Genomic DNA, 18187 nt, shown 5'->3' on the forward strand with positions numbered 1-18187 from the left:
TCAGCCCTCAACCGTTTGTGTTTTTGTTTCAACTAAGCCCAATTCGTTACTTGTAATTAAGCTCTCAATGTTCACTAAAATAACCATGTGTTCGTCCACATCCGCCAGCCCATGAAGATATTTACTATCGAAAGCTACCCCGAACTCTGGCGGAGGAAGCATGTCTTCTTCCGAAAGGCGTATCACGTCAGACACCCCGTCGACGACAATGCCAACAATACGCTCGTGAACGTTTAGCATGATCACGATAGTAAAGTCGTTGTAGGTGGCTTCGCCGACATTGAACTTAATTCGCAAATCAACAATGGGTACAATGTCGCCCCGAAGGTTTATCACACCCTTGATAAAACTTGGCGCGTTGGCAATTTTGGTGACCTGCTCATAGCCGCGAATCTCTTTCACCGTTGTAATATCAAGGGCATAGTGTTCTTCGCCCAAGACAAAACTTAAAAACTCATTCTCTTTCGACGCACTAACGGCTTGCTGTAATGCTGCTTCGCTCATAGTGAAACCTCTTCATTTGGAATAGTGGTACAATTTGCTGCTACCGAATCGGCATCCAAAATCATGGCGACCTTGCCATCCCCCATGATGGTAGCGCCGGCGATCCCTGCGACTTTTTTGTAATGTTGCTCTAAGCTCTTGATAACGACTTGCTGCTGACCCACTAAAGAGTCCACCAGCACGCCATAGCGTTTCTTGCTGCTTTCTAGCAATACCACTATGCCTTTGGTCGGTTCGATAATGCCGTCATCTACCTGCATTAGTTGGGTAAGCGATACCAGTGGCCAGTACTGGTCTCTTATCCACAGTACCTTGTCATTACCGAGTGTTTTTACTTGGGAAGCTGTAGGCTGAAAAGACTCGATAACGTTAAGCAGTGGAATAACAAAAATTTGGTCGCCAACAGACACGCACATGCCGTCGACAATGGCGAGCGTAAGGGGTAAATGGATATAAAAGGCTGAGCCCTCGCCTTGCGATGATTCGATTTCAATGCGTCCGCCAATAGATTCGATATTTCGGCGCACTACGTCCATACCAACGCCACGCCCCGATACATCGGTCACTTCAGCGGCGGTAGAAAAACCTGCTTGGAATATAAGCTGCCAAATTTCACTGTCTGGCATATCAGGCGTAACGGCTAGCCCGTTTTGCGTGGCTTTCTCTAAAATCCGCGCTTTGTTTAAGCCTGCCCCATCGTCAATAATGCCAATAATGATGCTGCTGCCTTTTTGCTCTGCACTTAAAATAACGGTTCCGTTTTCAGACTTACCCGCTTGTAAGCGCTTTTCAGGGCTTTCGATACCGTGATCAATACTGTTTCTGACGAGGTGAGTGAGCGGATCGACCAGTTTTTCGATAAGGCTTTTATCAATTTCAGTGTTCCCACCTTGAATGACCAAATCGACTTTTTTGCCTAGCTTTGTTGAAAGGTCACGTACAACCCGAGGAAAGCGATTAAATGTCATGTTCACGGGTAACATACGCATAGACATCACCGATTCTTGTATTTCACGGGTATTGCGCTGCAGCTCATCGATAGCAAGCTGTAAGCGTTCGCCCACCTGCCCTTCAACTTCCTGGCCTACGTTAGAAAGCATGGATTGGGTGATGACGAGTTCACCAACCAAATTAACCATGGCGTCAATTTTGGTTGTGTCTACCCGAATTGAAGCCGCTTCTTTTGCCACTGCTTTGGGCTTGGTTTTTACAGGCTTAACGATAGGTTGTTTGGGGGCAGCTGATTGGGTAACCTCCGGCTTTACAGGGAGGTTTTCTGGCTCGAAGAAGCCAAAGCCTTCGTCGTTTTTACTTGCCTCAGGCGACGCTTCAGCCTGTTTCTCCACTGTTACTTCATCATCTTCAAAGAATCCAAACCCTTCAATTTCCTCTGCTTCTTTTTTATTTTGCGATGTTTCAGATGTGGCGCCTTGCGTCTCAGTATCTTCATCATCGAAAAAGCCAAAACCTTCAATCTCGTTGTCCGAAGCATCTTCAATATCTACGGTTTGATCATGAGGCGCATGTGCGACTTCACCTGAAGCGCTAGCAAGCGTCTCTTCAAGTACTTTTATGCTTGCGTCAATCTGTGCTTGAGGAAGATCTGTCTGCTCTTTATAAGCTGACATGGTGTCTTTAAGTACATCGAGGGTTTGCAGGAAAACATCAACAATTTCAGCTGTCACCTGAATTTCTTGGTTGCGCGCTTTATCGAGCAGATTCTCCATTACGTGAGTAAGGTTCATTAATGCGTCGAAGCCGAAAATTCCGCTTCCGCCTTTTATGGAGTGCGCCGCTCTAAAAATACTGTTTAATTCTTCGGGATCGGGATCATCCACATCTAAGGTCATGAGCAACTGCTCCATGTCTTGGAGGTGCTCATCACTCTCATCAAAAAACACACCGTGAAACTGGTTTACATCAATGGTCATGGTTGACTCCCACTTGCCCTATTAAAACCGACGTTCGATTAGCCCAACACTCGCTTCATCACATCTAGCAGTTTATTTGGATCAAAGGGCTTCACCATCCACCCCGTAGCTCCCGCCGCCTTACCTTTAGCCTTCATATCATCGCCCGCCTCTGTGGTAAGCATTACAATTGGCGTTGAACGGAAGTTGGCTAACCCTCTCAACGACTTAATAAGTGTCAATCCATCCATGCGAGGCATGTTTTGATCGGTCAGTACAAAGTCGAAGCGAGCCCCTTGGCATTTGTCTAACGCATCTTGCCCATCTTGCGCGGTGGTTACGTTGTAGTTCGCTGACTTAAGGGTCATTTCAACCATCTGGCGAATAGACACAGAGTCGTCAACAATCAATATACTTTTACTCATAATTCAATCACCTTTTGAATTGTCGAAATTGCTCTTATCTTGCTTTGAATAGGTTTTGTTACCGCTAAAAAAGCTCCACATCACCCGCATCCATAGAAGTCGCAGAGACCGGATTGTGGTCTGCCTGCCCTTTTTCAGTAAGCGAGTGTTGATAGTTTTCTAGGTTTTCACGCACACGAGCTGCACTTTCTGGGTTGAGCTCTGAAAGTTGCTCAACAATGAAGTCGATAATTTCGCGGGTATACGTCAGGTTTTGGCCATTTATATCGCCAAACTGAAGACCGCGAATGGCAGCTGCTGTGGAATCAGCAAGCTGTTGTCTGATGGCTTCAAGTTCGCTTGCACCTTGTATGTCTGCTTCTGCTTTTTTAATGATGCCTTTAAGCTGTGCGCTAATCGCATCTTTTGCGTTAACAACATGAGAAATATCTTGAGACGCAACAACTTCAGCAGTTTCCGTTAGTTTATCGATGAGGGATCTAATGTTTTCTATCTGGTTTTTTATTACATCGCTAAATTGCGTGGAGCGAGTAGAAAGCGCACGCACCTCATCTGCGACAACTGCGAAGCCGCGACCTGCCTCACCGGCCCGCGCTGCTTCAATGGCTGCGTTCAGCGCTAGTAGATTAGTTTGTGAGGAAATATCATCGATGCCGCTTAACGCTTCAATTACGGTGGGCATTGCTTGCTGTATGGTTTGCACTTGGGTTTCTAACGCTCTTGTAGAATCGGTCATCTCTGTTGTTGATTCGATAAATTGCGTTAACGTAGTGTCTGTGTCAGAGGCAAACGAGCGCATTTTGTCGGCGTAAGCGCACTCACTGTCATCATCGTCTTTTAGCAAATTGTTTATGCTAATTTCTTGCTGACTAAGCAGGGATTGAAGAGAAATAAAAGATTCGCTTAACGTAGCCACCGCATCACTTTGCGTTGAAAAGATGTCGCCAATATTTGATGAAGTAACTGATAATATGTCGCTAGCTTCGCATACTGCAATATTGATGGAATCAGACGCTAGCGAAGCCTCATGAGAATGAGAGTTGTGCTGTTTTGAATGATTAGCGTTAGGCGTCGCTGCTGCCTGACTTACGCTAGTTACTCTTAGTAGTACGAACAGCAGAAAAATCACACAAGCGGAGCTAAGAGCAAGGCCCAAATGCACTACTGACGTAAAGGATAAAGTCCAACTCCCTAACATCATCAAAAACGCCACAACGAAAACATTGCTCTTGCTAGAGAAGAAGTTATCCAAATAATTTGCTGTGATGGCGACCACAATTTCACCTCAATTGTTACTTCCGAGTTAACGGCTGTGCAAAACACAAACAAATTATGGTCTAATTTCCACCAGTGACAATTATACTTTTGATTATTTTTGTTAACTTGTTACTTTAGCGACAATTGCGACATTCATTGATAAAGGTTCCCCGATAACGCATATAGTCTGCAAAAAGGAAAGTACTTGGAGGATTTGTGAAAGCGCCAGAAGGGATAAAAAAGCTTAAAGCCGACTGCCCGCTCCTAATGCTTCGAGTGTATCAAGTATAGCGTCTGATATTTCTTCTAAGGGTTTTATGAAGCTTGCAGCTTTCATTTCTACAGCGGTTTTAGGCATGCCGTATACAACACAGGTTTTTTCATCTTGGCAGAAAGTGACAGAGCCTCTAGTGTGCATGTTCTTTAAACCTTTTGCCCCATCACGTCCCATACCAGTAAGCAATACACCCACTGCGTTTGCACCTGCATGCTCAGCAAGTGAATCAAACATCACATCAACAGAAGGCTTGTGCCCCGACACCTTAGGGCCATCATCAAGAGTTAAGCGATAGTCAGCGCCACTTCGCTCTACCTTTAAGTGTTTATTGCCTGGGGCTAAATAGGCAAAGCCTGGCAATAAGCGCTCTCCCCCCTGCGCTTCTCGTACCGTTATTTCACAAAGGTTATCAAGACGCTTGGCATAGGTGGTGGTAAAACCCGGTGGCATATGTTGGGAAATAATAGTTGCTGGAGCATTGCGAGGAAAATGCATGATGACATCTTTGATCGCTTCGGTTCCCCCAGTTGATGCACCTATTCCAATAAGCTTTTCAGTGCCGGTGTAGCGCATGGAAGCGTGCTTAGTACAGCGAGTTTCGGTGGGATGGCCTAACTTGGAGTGGGCAGCTGCTTTTATCTTTTCTACGATAACTGCGGCATATTCGGCCATACCTTGCGCCACACCTAACTTTGGCTTAGCCATGAAATCAACCGCTCCCAACTCTAGGGCGCGCAATGTTGCATCGGCTCCTCGTTCAGTGAGCGTGGAAATCATTACCACTGGGGTTGGCATCGCCTTCATCATCACTTCTAAAAAGCGAAGCCCATCTACCTTCGGCATTTCAATGTCTAAAGTAATAACATCAGGCCTGAACTCTTGTACCATTCGCTTTGCAACATAGGCGTCTGGCGCCGCCCCCACCAGCGATAAGTTAGGGTCGCGCGTGATAATTTCTGACAGGATTTGGCGTATTAACGCAGAGTCATCAACTACGAGGACTTTTATAGGCATGTGACTGTTCCGAAAATGAAATAACGCCGGTTTTCGCTTGTTCTGAGAGTAATACGCGATGCGTAGATTCTCGCTCGTAAAGCGTTGCATTGTTAAATTCGCGAATTCGCTTCATATAAACTTTTCCGTCTGCCGGAAAATAATAAATTTTTCGAGCATAAGTAGACATTAAATCGCTGCTAACGAGCGGGATGTTGGCATTATCTAGATACTCTAAAACGAACTCTGCATTTACCCGCCCAATGTCTTGTTGCACAAACCCTGGTAACACTTTTCCGCCACCAAATGCTTTCGCCACCAGCTTGTTACGACGCGCGCCTAAATGCACGAGTTGGTCTATCAGCATATTCATAGCGTGCACGCCATATTTTGTGGCCAAGCAGGCTTCGAGATTGGTGGTGAAGTTGAGGTCGGGCAACATGAAGTGATTCATACCGCCAATTTTCTTTTCTTGATCGAAAATGCACGCCGCAACACACGAGCCAAGTATAGTTACCAAAGCTTTGTCTGCGGCAGTAGCATAGTATTGCCCCGGCAGGAGTTTTACCGCTTCTTTTTGAAGGCGGTTATCAAAATAACGTATGGGGTTTTCATCCTGACTCATACTGCAAGTTCCCTTTAAACAACGGGTCGATAAACGGTTTTCCCCATGGGCGCCACAAGTTCAGGGTACATAGTGAAATTTTCAGAGTGCCCTGCTACGTACATGCCGTCACTACACATTAACTTCACCATACGCGCTAAAATTTTGCGCTGCGTAGGTCGGTCAAAATAAATCATGACGTTGCGACAAAAAATTACGTCTATCGGCGCATCTACACACCAGCTTGGCGACATTAAATTGAGCGGTTCAAATTGCACCATTTTTCGCAGTTCATCTACCACCCTTACTCTTCCGGTTTGCGAACCTTTACCTTTGTAGAAGAATTGGGTTTTATAATCGTAAGAAAGCTGACTAATACTGTTTTGGGCATAAACGCCTTGGCGAGCCTTCTGCAACACTTTACTATCAATGTCTGTGGCAAGTATTTGTATGTTGGGCGTAAAGGTGCCAAACACAGACGCCACCGTCATCGCAATACTGTAAGGCTCTTCACCCGTGCTGCTCGCAGCGCACCAAATACGTTTAGTTTGCGGTCGCTTTCGAAGGAAATTTGCTAGCGCTTCAAAGTGATGAGGCTCTCTGAAAAACGCGGTGAGATTGGTGGTAAGCGCATTGATAAAGTGCTCCATTTCATCATCATTGCTTCCAACATAAGCTAAGTATTCTTTGAAGCTATTTATTTCGAGCGCACGCAGCCGCCTCGCAAGGCGGCTATAAACCATCGCGTCTTTAGAGTCGGCTAGGTTAATGCCTGCTTGTTTAAAAAGCAGACCTTTTACCCGCTCGAAATCTCTTCGGCTATATGAAAACTCCCTTTGCGCGTCCGTGCTTTGTATGGCCGACATACACTAAAATGCCTCCCAATCCGACGCATCAGGTGCGGCTGGATTCAGCGCTTTAATTCGCTGTTTTGGCACTTCGCGTTCTCTAGGTAGCCCACTGCCATTTAACGATCGTACCTCTGAGCTCTGTTCGGGCTTTCGATTATTTCCTACTTTGAAAACCGATACTCGCTGCGCGAGTTCACCCGACTGCTGCCGCATACTGTCAGCGGCTGCCGCGGCCTGCTCAACTAAGGCAGCATTTTGCTGGGTCATTTCGTCCATTTGAACCACAGCATTGCTCACTTCTTGAATGCCTGTGGCTTGCTCCGATGATGCCGCAGCAATTTCCGACATAATATCGTTAACACGCTTTATAGCAGTGACGATATTGGCCATGGTCTCACCAGACTTATTCACCAATACATTGCCATCGCCAATTTTTTCCACCGATGCTGAAATTAGCGCCTTAATATCTTTTGCCGCCTCTGCAGAGCGCTGGGCAAGCGTCCTTACTTCAGAGGCAACAACAGCAAATCCGCGTCCTTGTTCGCCCGCTCTTGCCGCTTCAACGGCTGCGTTTAGTGCAAGTATGTTTGTTTGGAAGGCAATGCCATCAATTACGCCGATAATGTCGGAAATACGCTGAGCAGAGTCATTAATTTCACCCATGGTATGCACCACTTGTTCAATAACTTTGCCGCCCTCAGACGCCACATCCGACGCCTGACTTGCCAACCCTTTTGCCTGGTCAGCATTCTCTGCATTTAGCTTCACCGTTCCCGTTAGTTCTTCCATGGCTGAGGCAGTTTCTTCTAAGCTAGAAGCCTGCTGCTCGGTACGACTAGACAGGTCGGCGTTACCCGTGGCTATCTCGTTTGAGGCAGTATCGATGGTTTCAACAGCAGTGTGAATTTTCACTATGGTGTCGCGTAGTTCGCCAATAAAGTGATTGATGGATTCACCGAGTACTTTGAAATCACCATCTAGTGGCTCATCTATTGTTTTCAATAAATCGCCTTCTGTTAAGCTCGCCATAATAGATTTGATACTTTCTACTGCTAAGGTTCTACCCGTAACATCTGTCGCGTATTTCACTACTCTAAACGGCTTGCCGTTTTGGTCTAAGATGGGGTTATAAGAGGCTTGGATATAAACTGGCTTTCCTGATTTGTCGAAACGCTTATACTCGCCGCTGGCATAAACCCCTTGACGCAATTGCTCCCAGAAAGCTGCGTATTCGGGGCTATTTTTAAAAGCAGGATCCACAAAAATACTGTGGTGCTTACCTTTTACTTCATCAAGGGTATAACCCATCGCTGCTAAAAAGTTACTGTTCGCGTTTAAGATTACGCCTTCAAGGTCAAATTCAATGACAGCCTGAGACTTACTTATGGCGTTCAACTGACCTTCAAAATAGGCGTTTTTCAGTTTATCTTCGGTAATATTAGTTGCGTACTTTACTACCCTAAACGGGTTACCGTTCATGTCTTCTATTGGGTTATAAGAAGCTTGAATCCATACGCTACTCCCTGACTTGCTTACTCGCTTAAATTCGCCAGAGAAAAACTTGCCGGATTTGAGTTCACTCCAAAAGCGCTGATATGACTCTGTTTGTCTGTTTTCTTCATCTACAAATAACTGATGATGCTTACCTTTAATTTCGTCTAGGCGGTAGCCCATAGTGTTGAGGAAGTTGTCATTAGCGGTAATGATATTGCCATCTACATCAAACTCGATGACCGCCTGAGATTTACTAATAGCGTTAATTTGCCCTTCGAAATATGCGTTTCTTAGCTTATCTTGGGTTACGTCGGTGGCAAATTTAACTACTTTAAATGGCTTGCCTGTACTGTCAAAAATGGGGTTGTAAGACGCGCGGATCCATATCTCTTTGCCGCCTTTGGCAATGCGTTTATATTCCCCCTCGCTGTGCTCTCCTGCTTTTAAACTCTGCCAAAAAGCAGCGTATTCTGCACTTAGCTTGTAGCTTGGGTCGACAAACATGCTGTGATGCTGCCCTTTAATTTCAGACAGGCTATAGCCCATTGCGGCAAGGAAGTTTTCGTTGGCGTTTAGAATATTTCCCTCTAGGTCGAATTCGATTACGGCCTGAGATTTGTTAATGGCTGTAATTTGCCCTTCAAAATCTGCATTTTTCTGTTTTTGTGCAGTAATGTCAGAAGCAAATTTAATGATGTAATCCACCTCGCCGTTGTCGTCAAACACCGGGTTATAGGTCGCTTGGATCCATACCTCGTCGCCTTGCTTATTGATTCTGCAAAACTCACCACTGTGTACGTCTCCGCTTTTTAGCTTTGTCCAAAACGCTTTGTACTCATCGCTTTGTGCGTAGTCACTGTCTACAAAAATACGATGGTGCTTTCCTACGACTTCAGTCTCGCTATAACCCATGGCGGATAGAAAATTGTCGTTAGCCGATAATATTTCCCCATCTGTAGTAAAGGAGATCACAGCTTGGCTTCGCATAATGGCATCGACCATGCCTTTGTTGCGTTTATTTTCTGTGTTGTCCTGCCATTCTGTGACAAAAAGCTCAGTCCCGCTATCGTCAGCCGTTATCGCAGATGCACTTACGCAAAAGCTATGTTCAGCAAGTGAAACAAGCTGCTTCTTGTCACCTGAAGCATGGGTGAGTAAATAAGACGGATTTTCTGAAGAGCTAGTCCCAACAGTAATATCGTCAATGTGCTTTCCCGATAGTGTGGACTCGCCACCACCGACAGAAAAGTCTTTGGGGTAGGCTTTGGCCATATGCAAGAATGCCGGTGTGCAGTAGTGAATAACCCCAGACTTGTCGATGACCAACAAGTTTGAGGCACTAGCCTTTAAAATATTCGACTTTAATAGCGCGTCGTGTTTCGCTATTTTTAATTCTTCGCCGTTAAGAAAATTAAATACGCCCATAACTAATATTTCCCAATGTCAGGTGTTTCCGTTTAGTGAAGGACCTTGTTACTACGCGTCGTCGTTAACGCTATCAGGTGCAACTAAACCCAGCTCTTCGCTGGTTATTAAGCTCTCAATGTTCACCAGAATGACCATGTTTTCATCCACATCGGCTAAGCCGTGTAAATATCTGCTGTCAAACGCTACGCCAAACTCTGGTGGCGGAAGTACTTGCTCTTCAGACAAGCGAATAACATCGGATACACCATCTACCACGATGCCAACAATGCGTTCTTGAATGTTTAGCATTATCACTATTGTGAAGTCGTTATATGTGGCCTCGCCTACGCTAAACTTGATACGCAAATCCACGATAGGAACTATGTCACCACGCAAATTAATTACCCCCTTGATAAAAGCAGGCGCATTCGCAATTTTAGTAACTTGTTCGTACCCTCTGATTTCCTTCACTGTTGTTATGTCCAAGGCGTAATGCTCATCGCCAAGCACGAAACTTAAGTATTCTTTGTCTTGTCCACCAGTAACCGCTTGATGCAAGGCCGTTTCACTCATGAAAGTAACTCCTCTATTTGGCTGGAGGTATAGGTTGTAGCAATGGAGTCTGCATCGATAATAAGTGCGACTTTACCGTCACCCATAATGGTTGCCCCCGCTATTCCAGCCACTTTACGGTAATGCTCCTCTAGACTTTTAATGACTACCTGCTGCTGACCAACAAGCGCATCAACTAAAACACCAAAGCGCTTTTTACTGCTTTCAAGTAACACCACAATGCCTTCAGTAGGAGAAACTGCAGCCCCTTCTACTTCCATGAAGTCGTAAAGAGGGACCAAAGGCCAGTATTGGTCTCGAATATAAAGTACAGTGTCGTTGCCCAAGGTTTTCAGTTGTTGCTTTGTGGGCTGGAAGGATTCAATAATATTTAAAAGTGGGATCACGAAAATTTGCTTACCCACCGACACACACATGCCATCGACAATAGCTAGCGTAAGCGGTAAGTGAATGAAGAAAGCTGAGCCTTCACCAGCGCTCGATTCAATATCGATACGTCCGCCAATAGACTCGATGTTACGGCGCACCACATCCATACCTACCCCTCTTCCCGAGACATCGGTAATGGCTTCGGCAGTTGAAAATCCAGGTTGAAATATAAGCTGCCATACTTCTGAGTCAGGCATATCATCAGATACGGCAAGCCCGTTACTACGCGCTTTATCAAGAATTTTATCGCGATGAAGACCACCACCATCGTCGATAATACTGATGATAATACTGCCGCCCTTTTGCTCGGCACTTAAGATAACCGTGCCCTTTTCCGGCTTGCCGGCAGCCGTGCGCTTTTCTGGCATTTCGATGCCGTGGTCGATACTGTTGCGCACTAAGTGAGTGAGCGGGTCGACTATTTTTTCAATTAGGCTTTTATCGATTTCCGTACTGCCACCTTGAAGTACCAATTCAACCTGTTTACCCAACTTTCCTGCTAGGTCTCTCACTAAACGGGGGAAGCGATTGAAAGTTGCCGTTAGCGGAAGCATGCGCATAGACATAACCGACTCTTGTATTTCTCGGGTGTTGCGCTGTAACTCATCAATAGCAAGCTGTAGCCGCTCGCCAATTTGCCCATCAACATCTTGTCCTATCATGGAAAGCATTGACTGGGTGATTACCAGTTCGCCCACCAAGTTAACCATGGCATCAATTTTAGTAGTATCTACTCGAATTGAAGCCGACTCTCGAGCAGAGCTTTTTTTCGTAGAAGGTTTAGTTTTCTTTTTAGCAGTTGCAGGCGTAGAGCCAGCCTCAGCTTGCGGTGCTCTAGAGGCTGTTGCTGAACTTTTTGAAGTACTGGCGCTTTGACTTTGCCCGTCGTTAGTTGTGTTTGCTGCAGTATTTATATGGCGAGCCGAAGGTGCGTCTTCGAAAAAGCCAAAGCCTTGGTTTTCCTCTTTGTTGCCACTTTCAGCTTTTGCGGCTTCTGATTTTTCCGTTTTAGATTCGACGAGATTACTTTGGGTATCTTCATCGTCGAAGAACCCAAAGCCTTCTTCAGCTTGAGGTGACGAATGGGTAGTTCCGCTGTCTTGAAGGTTTTGGCTATCAGATACCTCATCAAAAAATCCAAAGCCATCATCGTTTTCTTCGCTGCTTTCGCTAGATAAATTTTGAATAGGCTCATCATCGAAAAAGCCAAAACCGTCGTCAGTAGCTGAACTAGACTCAGAAGGCTCGTCATCAAAGAAGCCAAAGCTGTCATCGTGTTCACTTTCGATTTGCGCGTTCACGCTTACTTCAGTTGACCCATTGTTACCATCTGTCTCGCCATCAGTGGGTTGCCCGTCAATAACAGCGTTGAGTATTTTTATGCGCTCATCAATGCCTTCTTGTGGAATTTCAGTTTCATCACGATAGGCATTTAGGGTGTCTTTTAAAACGTCTAGGGTTTCTAAAAGCACATTAACAATGTCAGCTGTGACGCTAAGTTCATTATTACGGGCTTTGTCTAGTAAATTTTCCATCACATGCGTTAAGTTCATCAACGCATCAAAGCCGAAAATACCGCTACCGCCCTTAATGGAATGAGCAGCGCGAAAAATACTATTGAGTTCTTCAGGATCGGGAGACTCGACGTCCAAGCTCATCAATAGCTGTTCCATATCGTCGAGATGCTCGTCGCTCTCGTCGAAAAATACGCTATGGAACTGTTCAATATCGATGCTCATTCTGAATCCTTCCAGACTTAAGGAATTAGTAAAAGGGACTAACCTAAGACGCGTCTAGTCACATCAAGAAGTTTGTTTGGATCAAAAGGCTTTACCATCCAGCCTGTGGCCCCAGCAGCTTTGCCTTTAGCTTTCATATCGTCGCCCGCTTCTGTGGTAAGCATGACAATTGGGGTTCTGCTGTAGGCCCCTAACCCACGCAAGTTTTTAATAAGCGTAAGGCCATCCATACGAGGCATGTTTTGATCAGTGAGTACAAAGTTAAATTGCTGCCCCTTACATTTATCCAGCGCTTCTTGACCGTCTTGGGCTGTAGTGACGGTATATCCGGCGCCCTTTAGTGTCATCTCTACCATTTGACGAATCGACACCGAATCGTCGACAACTAAAATATGTTTGCTCATATGCTCACTTCTCCAAAATATGTCATTACTGACAGTGCTTCCTGTTCCTTTCTTAGCTTAGAACAATTCAACTTCTCCAGCGTCCATAGAGGTGGCAGACACTGGGTTGTGGTCATTTTTACCTTTTTGTGCGAGCCCTCTTTGGTACTCGCTTAATTCGCTGACGAAACGCTCAATATTGTGGGGATCTAACGTTGCCAACTGTTCTAAAATGAACGTAATCATGTCTTGGGTATATTGGATATGCTGGCCATTGATATCGCCAAACTGCATACCTCGGATAGCAGCATTTATAGACTCATCAAGCTGTGAGCCTATATCTTCAATTTGTTTAGTAGTAACAAGGTCTGCTTCTGCTTTTCTAATGATTTCGGCCAGTTGATCACTTATATGTGATTTAGCATTAACAACCTGAGATATATCTTGCGAGGCTACAAATTCTGCAGTGTCAGTGAGTTTGTCTACCAAACTACGGATATTCTCAACTTGGGTTTTTATAACGTCACTAAATTGTGTAGATCGCGTTGATAATGCGCGCACTTCATCAGCCACCACCGCAAACCCTCGACCAGCTTCGCCTGCCCTTGCCGCTTCTATCGCAGCATTTAGAGCCAACAAGTTGGTTTGCGCGGCAATATCATCAATGCCGCTAAGTGCGTCAATAACCGTTGGCATCGCCTGTTGAATGGTTTGCACCTGTTCCATAAGGTGCTTTGTTGACGAGGACATTTGCTCGGTTGAATCGATAAACTGGGTCAGGGTTCCATCGGTTTCTTGTGCAAACGTACGCATGCGTTCTGAATACGATTGTGTTTGCGTACTATCGACGCTCAATAACGCATCGATACACTGAATTTGCTGTGCAACAAGCGCTTTTAAGCTGCTAAAAGCATTGGATAAGGTTTCAACAGCGTCATCTTGAGTAGACTTAATGGATGATAAATTGCTATCACATGTGCTTAAAGACAGAGCAAGTTCGTCGCTCGCTTTCTTGATATCAGCACTACCCGCTTGTTCGCTTTGCGCTTGGGAGTCGTTACTTGGATAGACCTCGTCAACTTCATCCGCACTTTTGCTATAAATGAAAGCACTAAAGACAACTACGCCTGTTAGTACCGCAAGCGCTGTGAGCGCGGACACAAAAAAGAACAAAGCCCAAGAAACAGCTATGCCTACTACACAAAGTACATATATGCTCTTTAAAGCCCCTTGCTGCATTGAAGGTAAGTTATTAGATGACAAAAAAACTCTCCTTGAAAAAACACTGCGACTTAACTTCAACAGTACTCTTTCATAATTAAGCACGTTACTTGGTTCACGAATTACAAAGCGCTGGGCACACTCTATGAGCGCCAATAGACATAAAGCCTAGCGCAAAGGCAACATAACGTTGTTAGCCAAGTTGGGTAACAACGTTATGCTTAACTGGCTTTGCACACATGAGATAAGCGTAGTACCCAATTTGAAAAGTAGGCAAGAACATGCATAAGTTTTTTATAAAAAAAGCGTTTTAGTCGCTATTTGTGTCTAACTTGCTAAGAAGTGTTAAAGATAGTGTTGATGAGAAAGCACCAAGAGATATGCACATGCAGCAAACTTTGCTGGAACAGTGGTGATGATGATGGCGTTTCGCTATGACATACGTATTCGAGATTGTTCACCTCAGCTGGGCATAAAAAATCCCTTTGTTTTAGCTAGGTAACTTCATCACCCAGTTTGCCCGCTATTTTATCTGTCGACTGGTTTAGTACTTTTTTCTGTCACAGACAATTCATCGTGCTCTTGTTCTGTAAGCTTTGCCCGTTCCGCTTTAGAGATATAAGCTGGCTTATTACTTTTATGAAGTTTAGCCTTAGCTTTCTTATCTTTTTTCTTAAGTTTAGTGAAAATTTTCTTACGACGGTTCATGCTCTGTTCTCTTAATCAGTACCGCATATTGTTCGTATTATACGATGCTCATCGCAAAAGCCGCCATATGAGTTTTCGCGAGCACAAATTTCAAAATAGAGGAAAGTGGTTTGGAATCAAAAAAGCCCCGCATTTTCATGCAGGGCTCTCTGAAAAATGGTGCCTCGACCCGGGATTGTAACGCGCGGTGCAGCCGCAGGGGCACGCGGATTTTCAATGCAACCCTACGCTTTAATTAATTGTTTTTATTAAACTTTCATTTTACTTGCCAATTCTTTGCATAAGCTGGGGTTTCATGACAACTATTAGCATGGCCACTCTAGTTGAACGACTAATGTCTACACAACCACCTGTATGCCTCTAAGTAGTGAGCGTTGTTATGTTGAATAATCAAAAAAAATAGCAGTGCACTTTAATCAGTACTTACGGTTTTATGTGCTTTGTTTCGTGATTAAATCTCTAATGAGAAACCTATCAAAAATGTACGCCCGCTCAATGTAGTATTATAAGCTCGGTCGTTTGAATCGCTGTACAGTTCCTCTCTAACATCAGTTAAATTTAGACCTTCTATAGTCATTCTTAATGATTGACTAAGTTGCATGCTAGCCGATGCATCAATGTAAGTAGTTGCATGATAGCCCGATTCGTCTTGGTCAGTATTTCCTGGCTGGACAGACAATATATAAGGGCTACGGTAGACAGCAGATACACGAGCCGACCAATGCGACTGTTCATAATACAATGTAAAATTATAACTACGTCTAGACAGCCCAGCGAACGTCTTAACCTGATTTTCTCCCGTACCTTGTACGTCTCGGTAAAGGGTTTGACCCTCGGCATAAGTGAAGTTGGTACTAATCCCAAGAAGATCAAAAGGAGAAGGAAGAAATGCTAAATCACGAGAATAAGTCATTTCAAAACCTTTAAATGTGGTTGTATCGGTATTCTTGGGTGTACTAACATAAAAAACATCATCGACACTATCCCCATCTTGAAGCAAGCTAGCGGGGAGTCCCAATTCGCTATACGGTATAGCTTCAACATCTTCCACTACGAAATTATCTATCTGCTTGAAGAAGCCAGAGAGAGCCATAATGCCGCCATCTTCGAAATACCACTCAACACCGGTTTCTACATTCAATGACTTTAGAGGCTTTAAATAAGGATTTCCTAAAAATACTTGCCCAATGTCGCCTTCATTCCGGGATGCTTGCGACACCTCGGCGGTAATAGCCAAATCTTGAATAGACGGGCGCGTGATATTCTCATCAACGCTGGCACGCCACAACCAATTGTCGTTGAGTTCAAGTACGGTATTTACGCTAAAAAGCACATCGTCATAAGTTTTGGTGACGGCGGACGGCAATCCCTTTTGAATACCTGAAGATGTAAACCGCGTATTGAAATACCGAATTCCCCCTTGCGTATAAAGTGGCTTACCCAGCCAATGTCCTACGCTATCGTATATCGCGTAGAGCGCGAGAGTGTTTTCTTTTACCTTAAAGTTGGAACTATTTACTGTATCCTCGGCGGTAAGTTGTACGTTACCCAAGTCAAAATGTGTTTGAATAGCATTAAGGTTGCCCTGCATCCATGTTTTATCTGGGTGCTGACTGAACAGAGATAAGTGCGCTTTAGTCAGCGTATTATCATCAAGAGCCGGGTACACACTTCTAGCGCGATCCATCCCTGTGTTCTCAAAGGATTTATAATGTGCCCCCGCCGACAGGGCATCACCGTTACTAAATAAATAGCGAAGTGATCCCTTTACATTGTTATACGAATTACGTATTTCGTTTTCTTGAAAATAGAGATCTTTTACGGTTAGTCCAGTTAGGGATGCCGTATCCATATTAGTTGAATAGCTCTGGCCGTAAAAACGGTCTTCACGAAAGTCCGTAACGATATCCACCCCAGTTTTACGAATGTTGACTTTATTTACTTTAGGCTGCGAGTAATCACTGGCACTGCTGCCGAGGCTAACGTTAAAGCTTAGTGCAGAAGTGGGCTGCCACTGACTTTCCATACTAATTTGATAAAACGTTGACGTATTTTCATCTTCCCGAGTTTCGATACGCCATGTTGCATCGGTATATTTCGCAAACAATATTTCCTTGTCATTTTTATTTTGTTCCCATGCGAGTAGCGTAACATTGTCATTGTCTTTCACTGCAATATGATGCTCATCAAGGCTATTTTGTAAACGGCTGGCAATACCATTAAACGCAATTTGCCACGTATCGTTTGGCGCGTATTGCAGTGAGGCTGTTACCCCTAATCGACGTTGATTATTATTCCAAAGAGAATATCGATGGCCTCTGGGAAACCAGAATACGCCTTGTGCTAATTCATGCTGCAACACACTATCTTCGTCTCCGCTGTAATGCTTTTTCTCCTGTCGCCACCGCGTAGTATTAGTACCAAACTCAGTAGTGTGTCGCTGACTGTATACGGCGGAAACAAGACCTCCGAATTTATCATTTCGTCGGCTGAACAACCCAATAATACTTGGGTCGAGCTGTTTACTGTTTTCGTTGTAACTTTGTTTCACGGTAAAGCTATTTATGTCATCCGCAAAATCGAAGGGTTTTGGCGTATACAACATAACTGTGCCACCAATACCGCCTTCATCTTGTTCCACCGAATACGACTTACTTACATCAATACGATTAAAAATTTCTGATGCAAATAGAGTGAAGTCAAAGGCTCGGGTACGACTCACACTTCCTCTGGCGTCCATCGCCGAGGATGTCATCGCCATCGCTTCCATACCATTTACCTTTACACGGGTAAAGTCAGGACCTAGTCCCCGAAGTGAAATCTGTCGCCCTTCGCCTCCTTCACGGGTGATAGTAATGCCCGGTATACGTTGTAATGAATCAGCCAAATTCAAATCGGGGAAATCAGTAATGTCTTCTGACAAAATCGATTCTTGTGTGACCATGGCAAGGCGCTTTATCTCTCTGGCACGAATAAGAGATTGCCGAAATCCTGTGACTTCTATTTCAACAGTAGGGTGAGTACGCGTAATAGCATTGCTTTCTGTTTGGGCTGTTTTGCTAGTGCTTTCGTTTTGTTGTGTGTCGCACCAGTGAATAACCCAGCCATTTTGGACAGGCGCTAAACAAAGTGAAAACGGTTCCAGTAGTGAAGATAAATCACTGGCGTTAGTCGTGCGCCATTGTGTAGGCGTTATGGTTAACCCCTTAAGCAAGGTGGGGTCAAATGCAATGGTCTTCCCGGCGTCACGGCTAAATTCAGTGACAAGCTGTGATAAGGGAATAGTATTGATGGCTTTGTCTGCTACCCCTTCTTGAGCAGCAAAACAAGCAGGTGATAAACCGACCGATATTAACCAAAAAACGTGACCCACAATGACCACTGACTTTTTGTTTCTTCGGTTTATCATGCC

14 protein-coding genes are annotated in these 18187 nt (G+C 44.7%); all 14 read right to left on the reverse strand.

All coding sequences use genetic code 11. The annotated features are described in order from the left end of the window. Nucleotides 1-504 carry a chemotaxis protein CheW gene (locus tag ACYX4N_RS00145; RefSeq protein WP_179982088.1) on the reverse strand — a complete coding sequence of 168 codons (504 nt, stop codon included), beginning with the start codon at nt 502-504 and terminating at the stop codon, nt 1-3. Then, on the reverse strand, nt 501-2435 hold the full coding sequence (locus ACYX4N_RS00150) for a chemotaxis protein CheA (RefSeq protein WP_476055209.1): 1935 nt from the start codon (nt 2433-2435) through the stop codon (nt 501-503). The genes ACYX4N_RS00145 and ACYX4N_RS00150 overlap by 4 nt, the downstream gene beginning before the upstream one ends. Nucleotides 2436-2473: 38 nt before the next feature. Then, nucleotides 2474-2839, reverse strand: a complete 366-nt coding sequence (locus ACYX4N_RS00155; protein WP_039217225.1) for a response regulator — start codon at nt 2837-2839, stop codon at nt 2474-2476. Nucleotides 2840-2903: 64 nt separating this feature from the next. After that, the gene (locus ACYX4N_RS00160; protein WP_476055210.1) at nt 2904-4115 is read right to left on the reverse strand and encodes a methyl-accepting chemotaxis protein; all 1212 of its coding nucleotides are present in this window, start codon (nt 4113-4115) and stop codon (nt 2904-2906) included. A 225-nt stretch (nt 4116-4340) separates the two neighbouring features. Further along, nucleotides 4341-5387: a protein-glutamate methylesterase/protein-glutamine glutaminase gene (locus ACYX4N_RS00165; RefSeq protein ID WP_476055211.1), complete on the reverse strand. Its 1047-nt coding sequence runs from the start codon at nt 5385-5387 to the stop codon at nt 4341-4343. Beyond that, nucleotides 5362-5991 (reverse strand): chemoreceptor glutamine deamidase CheD, encoded by a 630-nt coding sequence (gene cheD, locus ACYX4N_RS00170; protein ID WP_476055212.1) that lies wholly within the window; start codon nt 5989-5991, stop codon nt 5362-5364. The genes ACYX4N_RS00165 and cheD overlap by 26 nt, the downstream gene beginning before the upstream one ends. Before the next feature lie 14 nt (nt 5992-6005). Continuing rightward, nucleotides 6006-6836 carry a CheR family methyltransferase gene (locus ACYX4N_RS00175; protein WP_476055213.1) on the reverse strand — a complete coding sequence of 277 codons (831 nt, stop codon included), beginning with the start codon at nt 6834-6836 and terminating at the stop codon, nt 6006-6008. 3 nt (nt 6837-6839) lie between these two features. After that, a complete protein-coding gene (locus ACYX4N_RS00180) occupies nt 6840-9317 on the reverse strand; it encodes a methyl-accepting chemotaxis protein (RefSeq protein WP_476056400.1) in 2478 nt (825 codons plus the stop codon). Nucleotides 9318-9791: 474 nt separating this feature from the next. Further along, nucleotides 9792-10295: a chemotaxis protein CheW gene (locus ACYX4N_RS00185; RefSeq protein ID WP_474802664.1), complete on the reverse strand. Its 504-nt coding sequence runs from the start codon at nt 10293-10295 to the stop codon at nt 9792-9794. Continuing rightward, a complete protein-coding gene (locus ACYX4N_RS00190; protein ID WP_476055214.1) occupies nt 10292-12463 on the reverse strand; it encodes a chemotaxis protein CheW in 2172 nt (723 codons plus the stop codon). The genes ACYX4N_RS00185 and ACYX4N_RS00190 overlap by 4 nt, the downstream gene beginning before the upstream one ends. Nucleotides 12464-12501: 38 nt before the next feature. After that, nucleotides 12502-12867 carry a response regulator gene (locus ACYX4N_RS00195; RefSeq protein ID WP_474802668.1) on the reverse strand — a complete coding sequence of 122 codons (366 nt, stop codon included), beginning with the start codon at nt 12865-12867 and terminating at the stop codon, nt 12502-12504. A gap of 57 nt (nt 12868-12924) precedes the next feature. After that, nucleotides 12925-14085, reverse strand: coding sequence for a methyl-accepting chemotaxis protein (locus tag ACYX4N_RS00200; protein ID WP_476056401.1), 1161 nt, complete (start codon nt 14083-14085; stop codon nt 12925-12927). Between the two features lie 510 nt (nt 14086-14595). Beyond that, nucleotides 14596-14775: a DUF2986 domain-containing protein gene (locus ACYX4N_RS00205; protein ID WP_474857357.1), complete on the reverse strand. Its 180-nt coding sequence runs from the start codon at nt 14773-14775 to the stop codon at nt 14596-14598. A gap of 451 nt (nt 14776-15226) precedes the next feature. Then, on the reverse strand, nt 15227-18184 hold the full coding sequence (locus ACYX4N_RS00210) for a TonB-dependent receptor (RefSeq protein ID WP_476055215.1): 2958 nt from the start codon (nt 18182-18184) through the stop codon (nt 15227-15229). Nucleotides 18185-18187: the final 3 nt, after the last annotated feature.

Source organism: Alteromonas sp. ABH4_452, assembly GCF_056311825.1.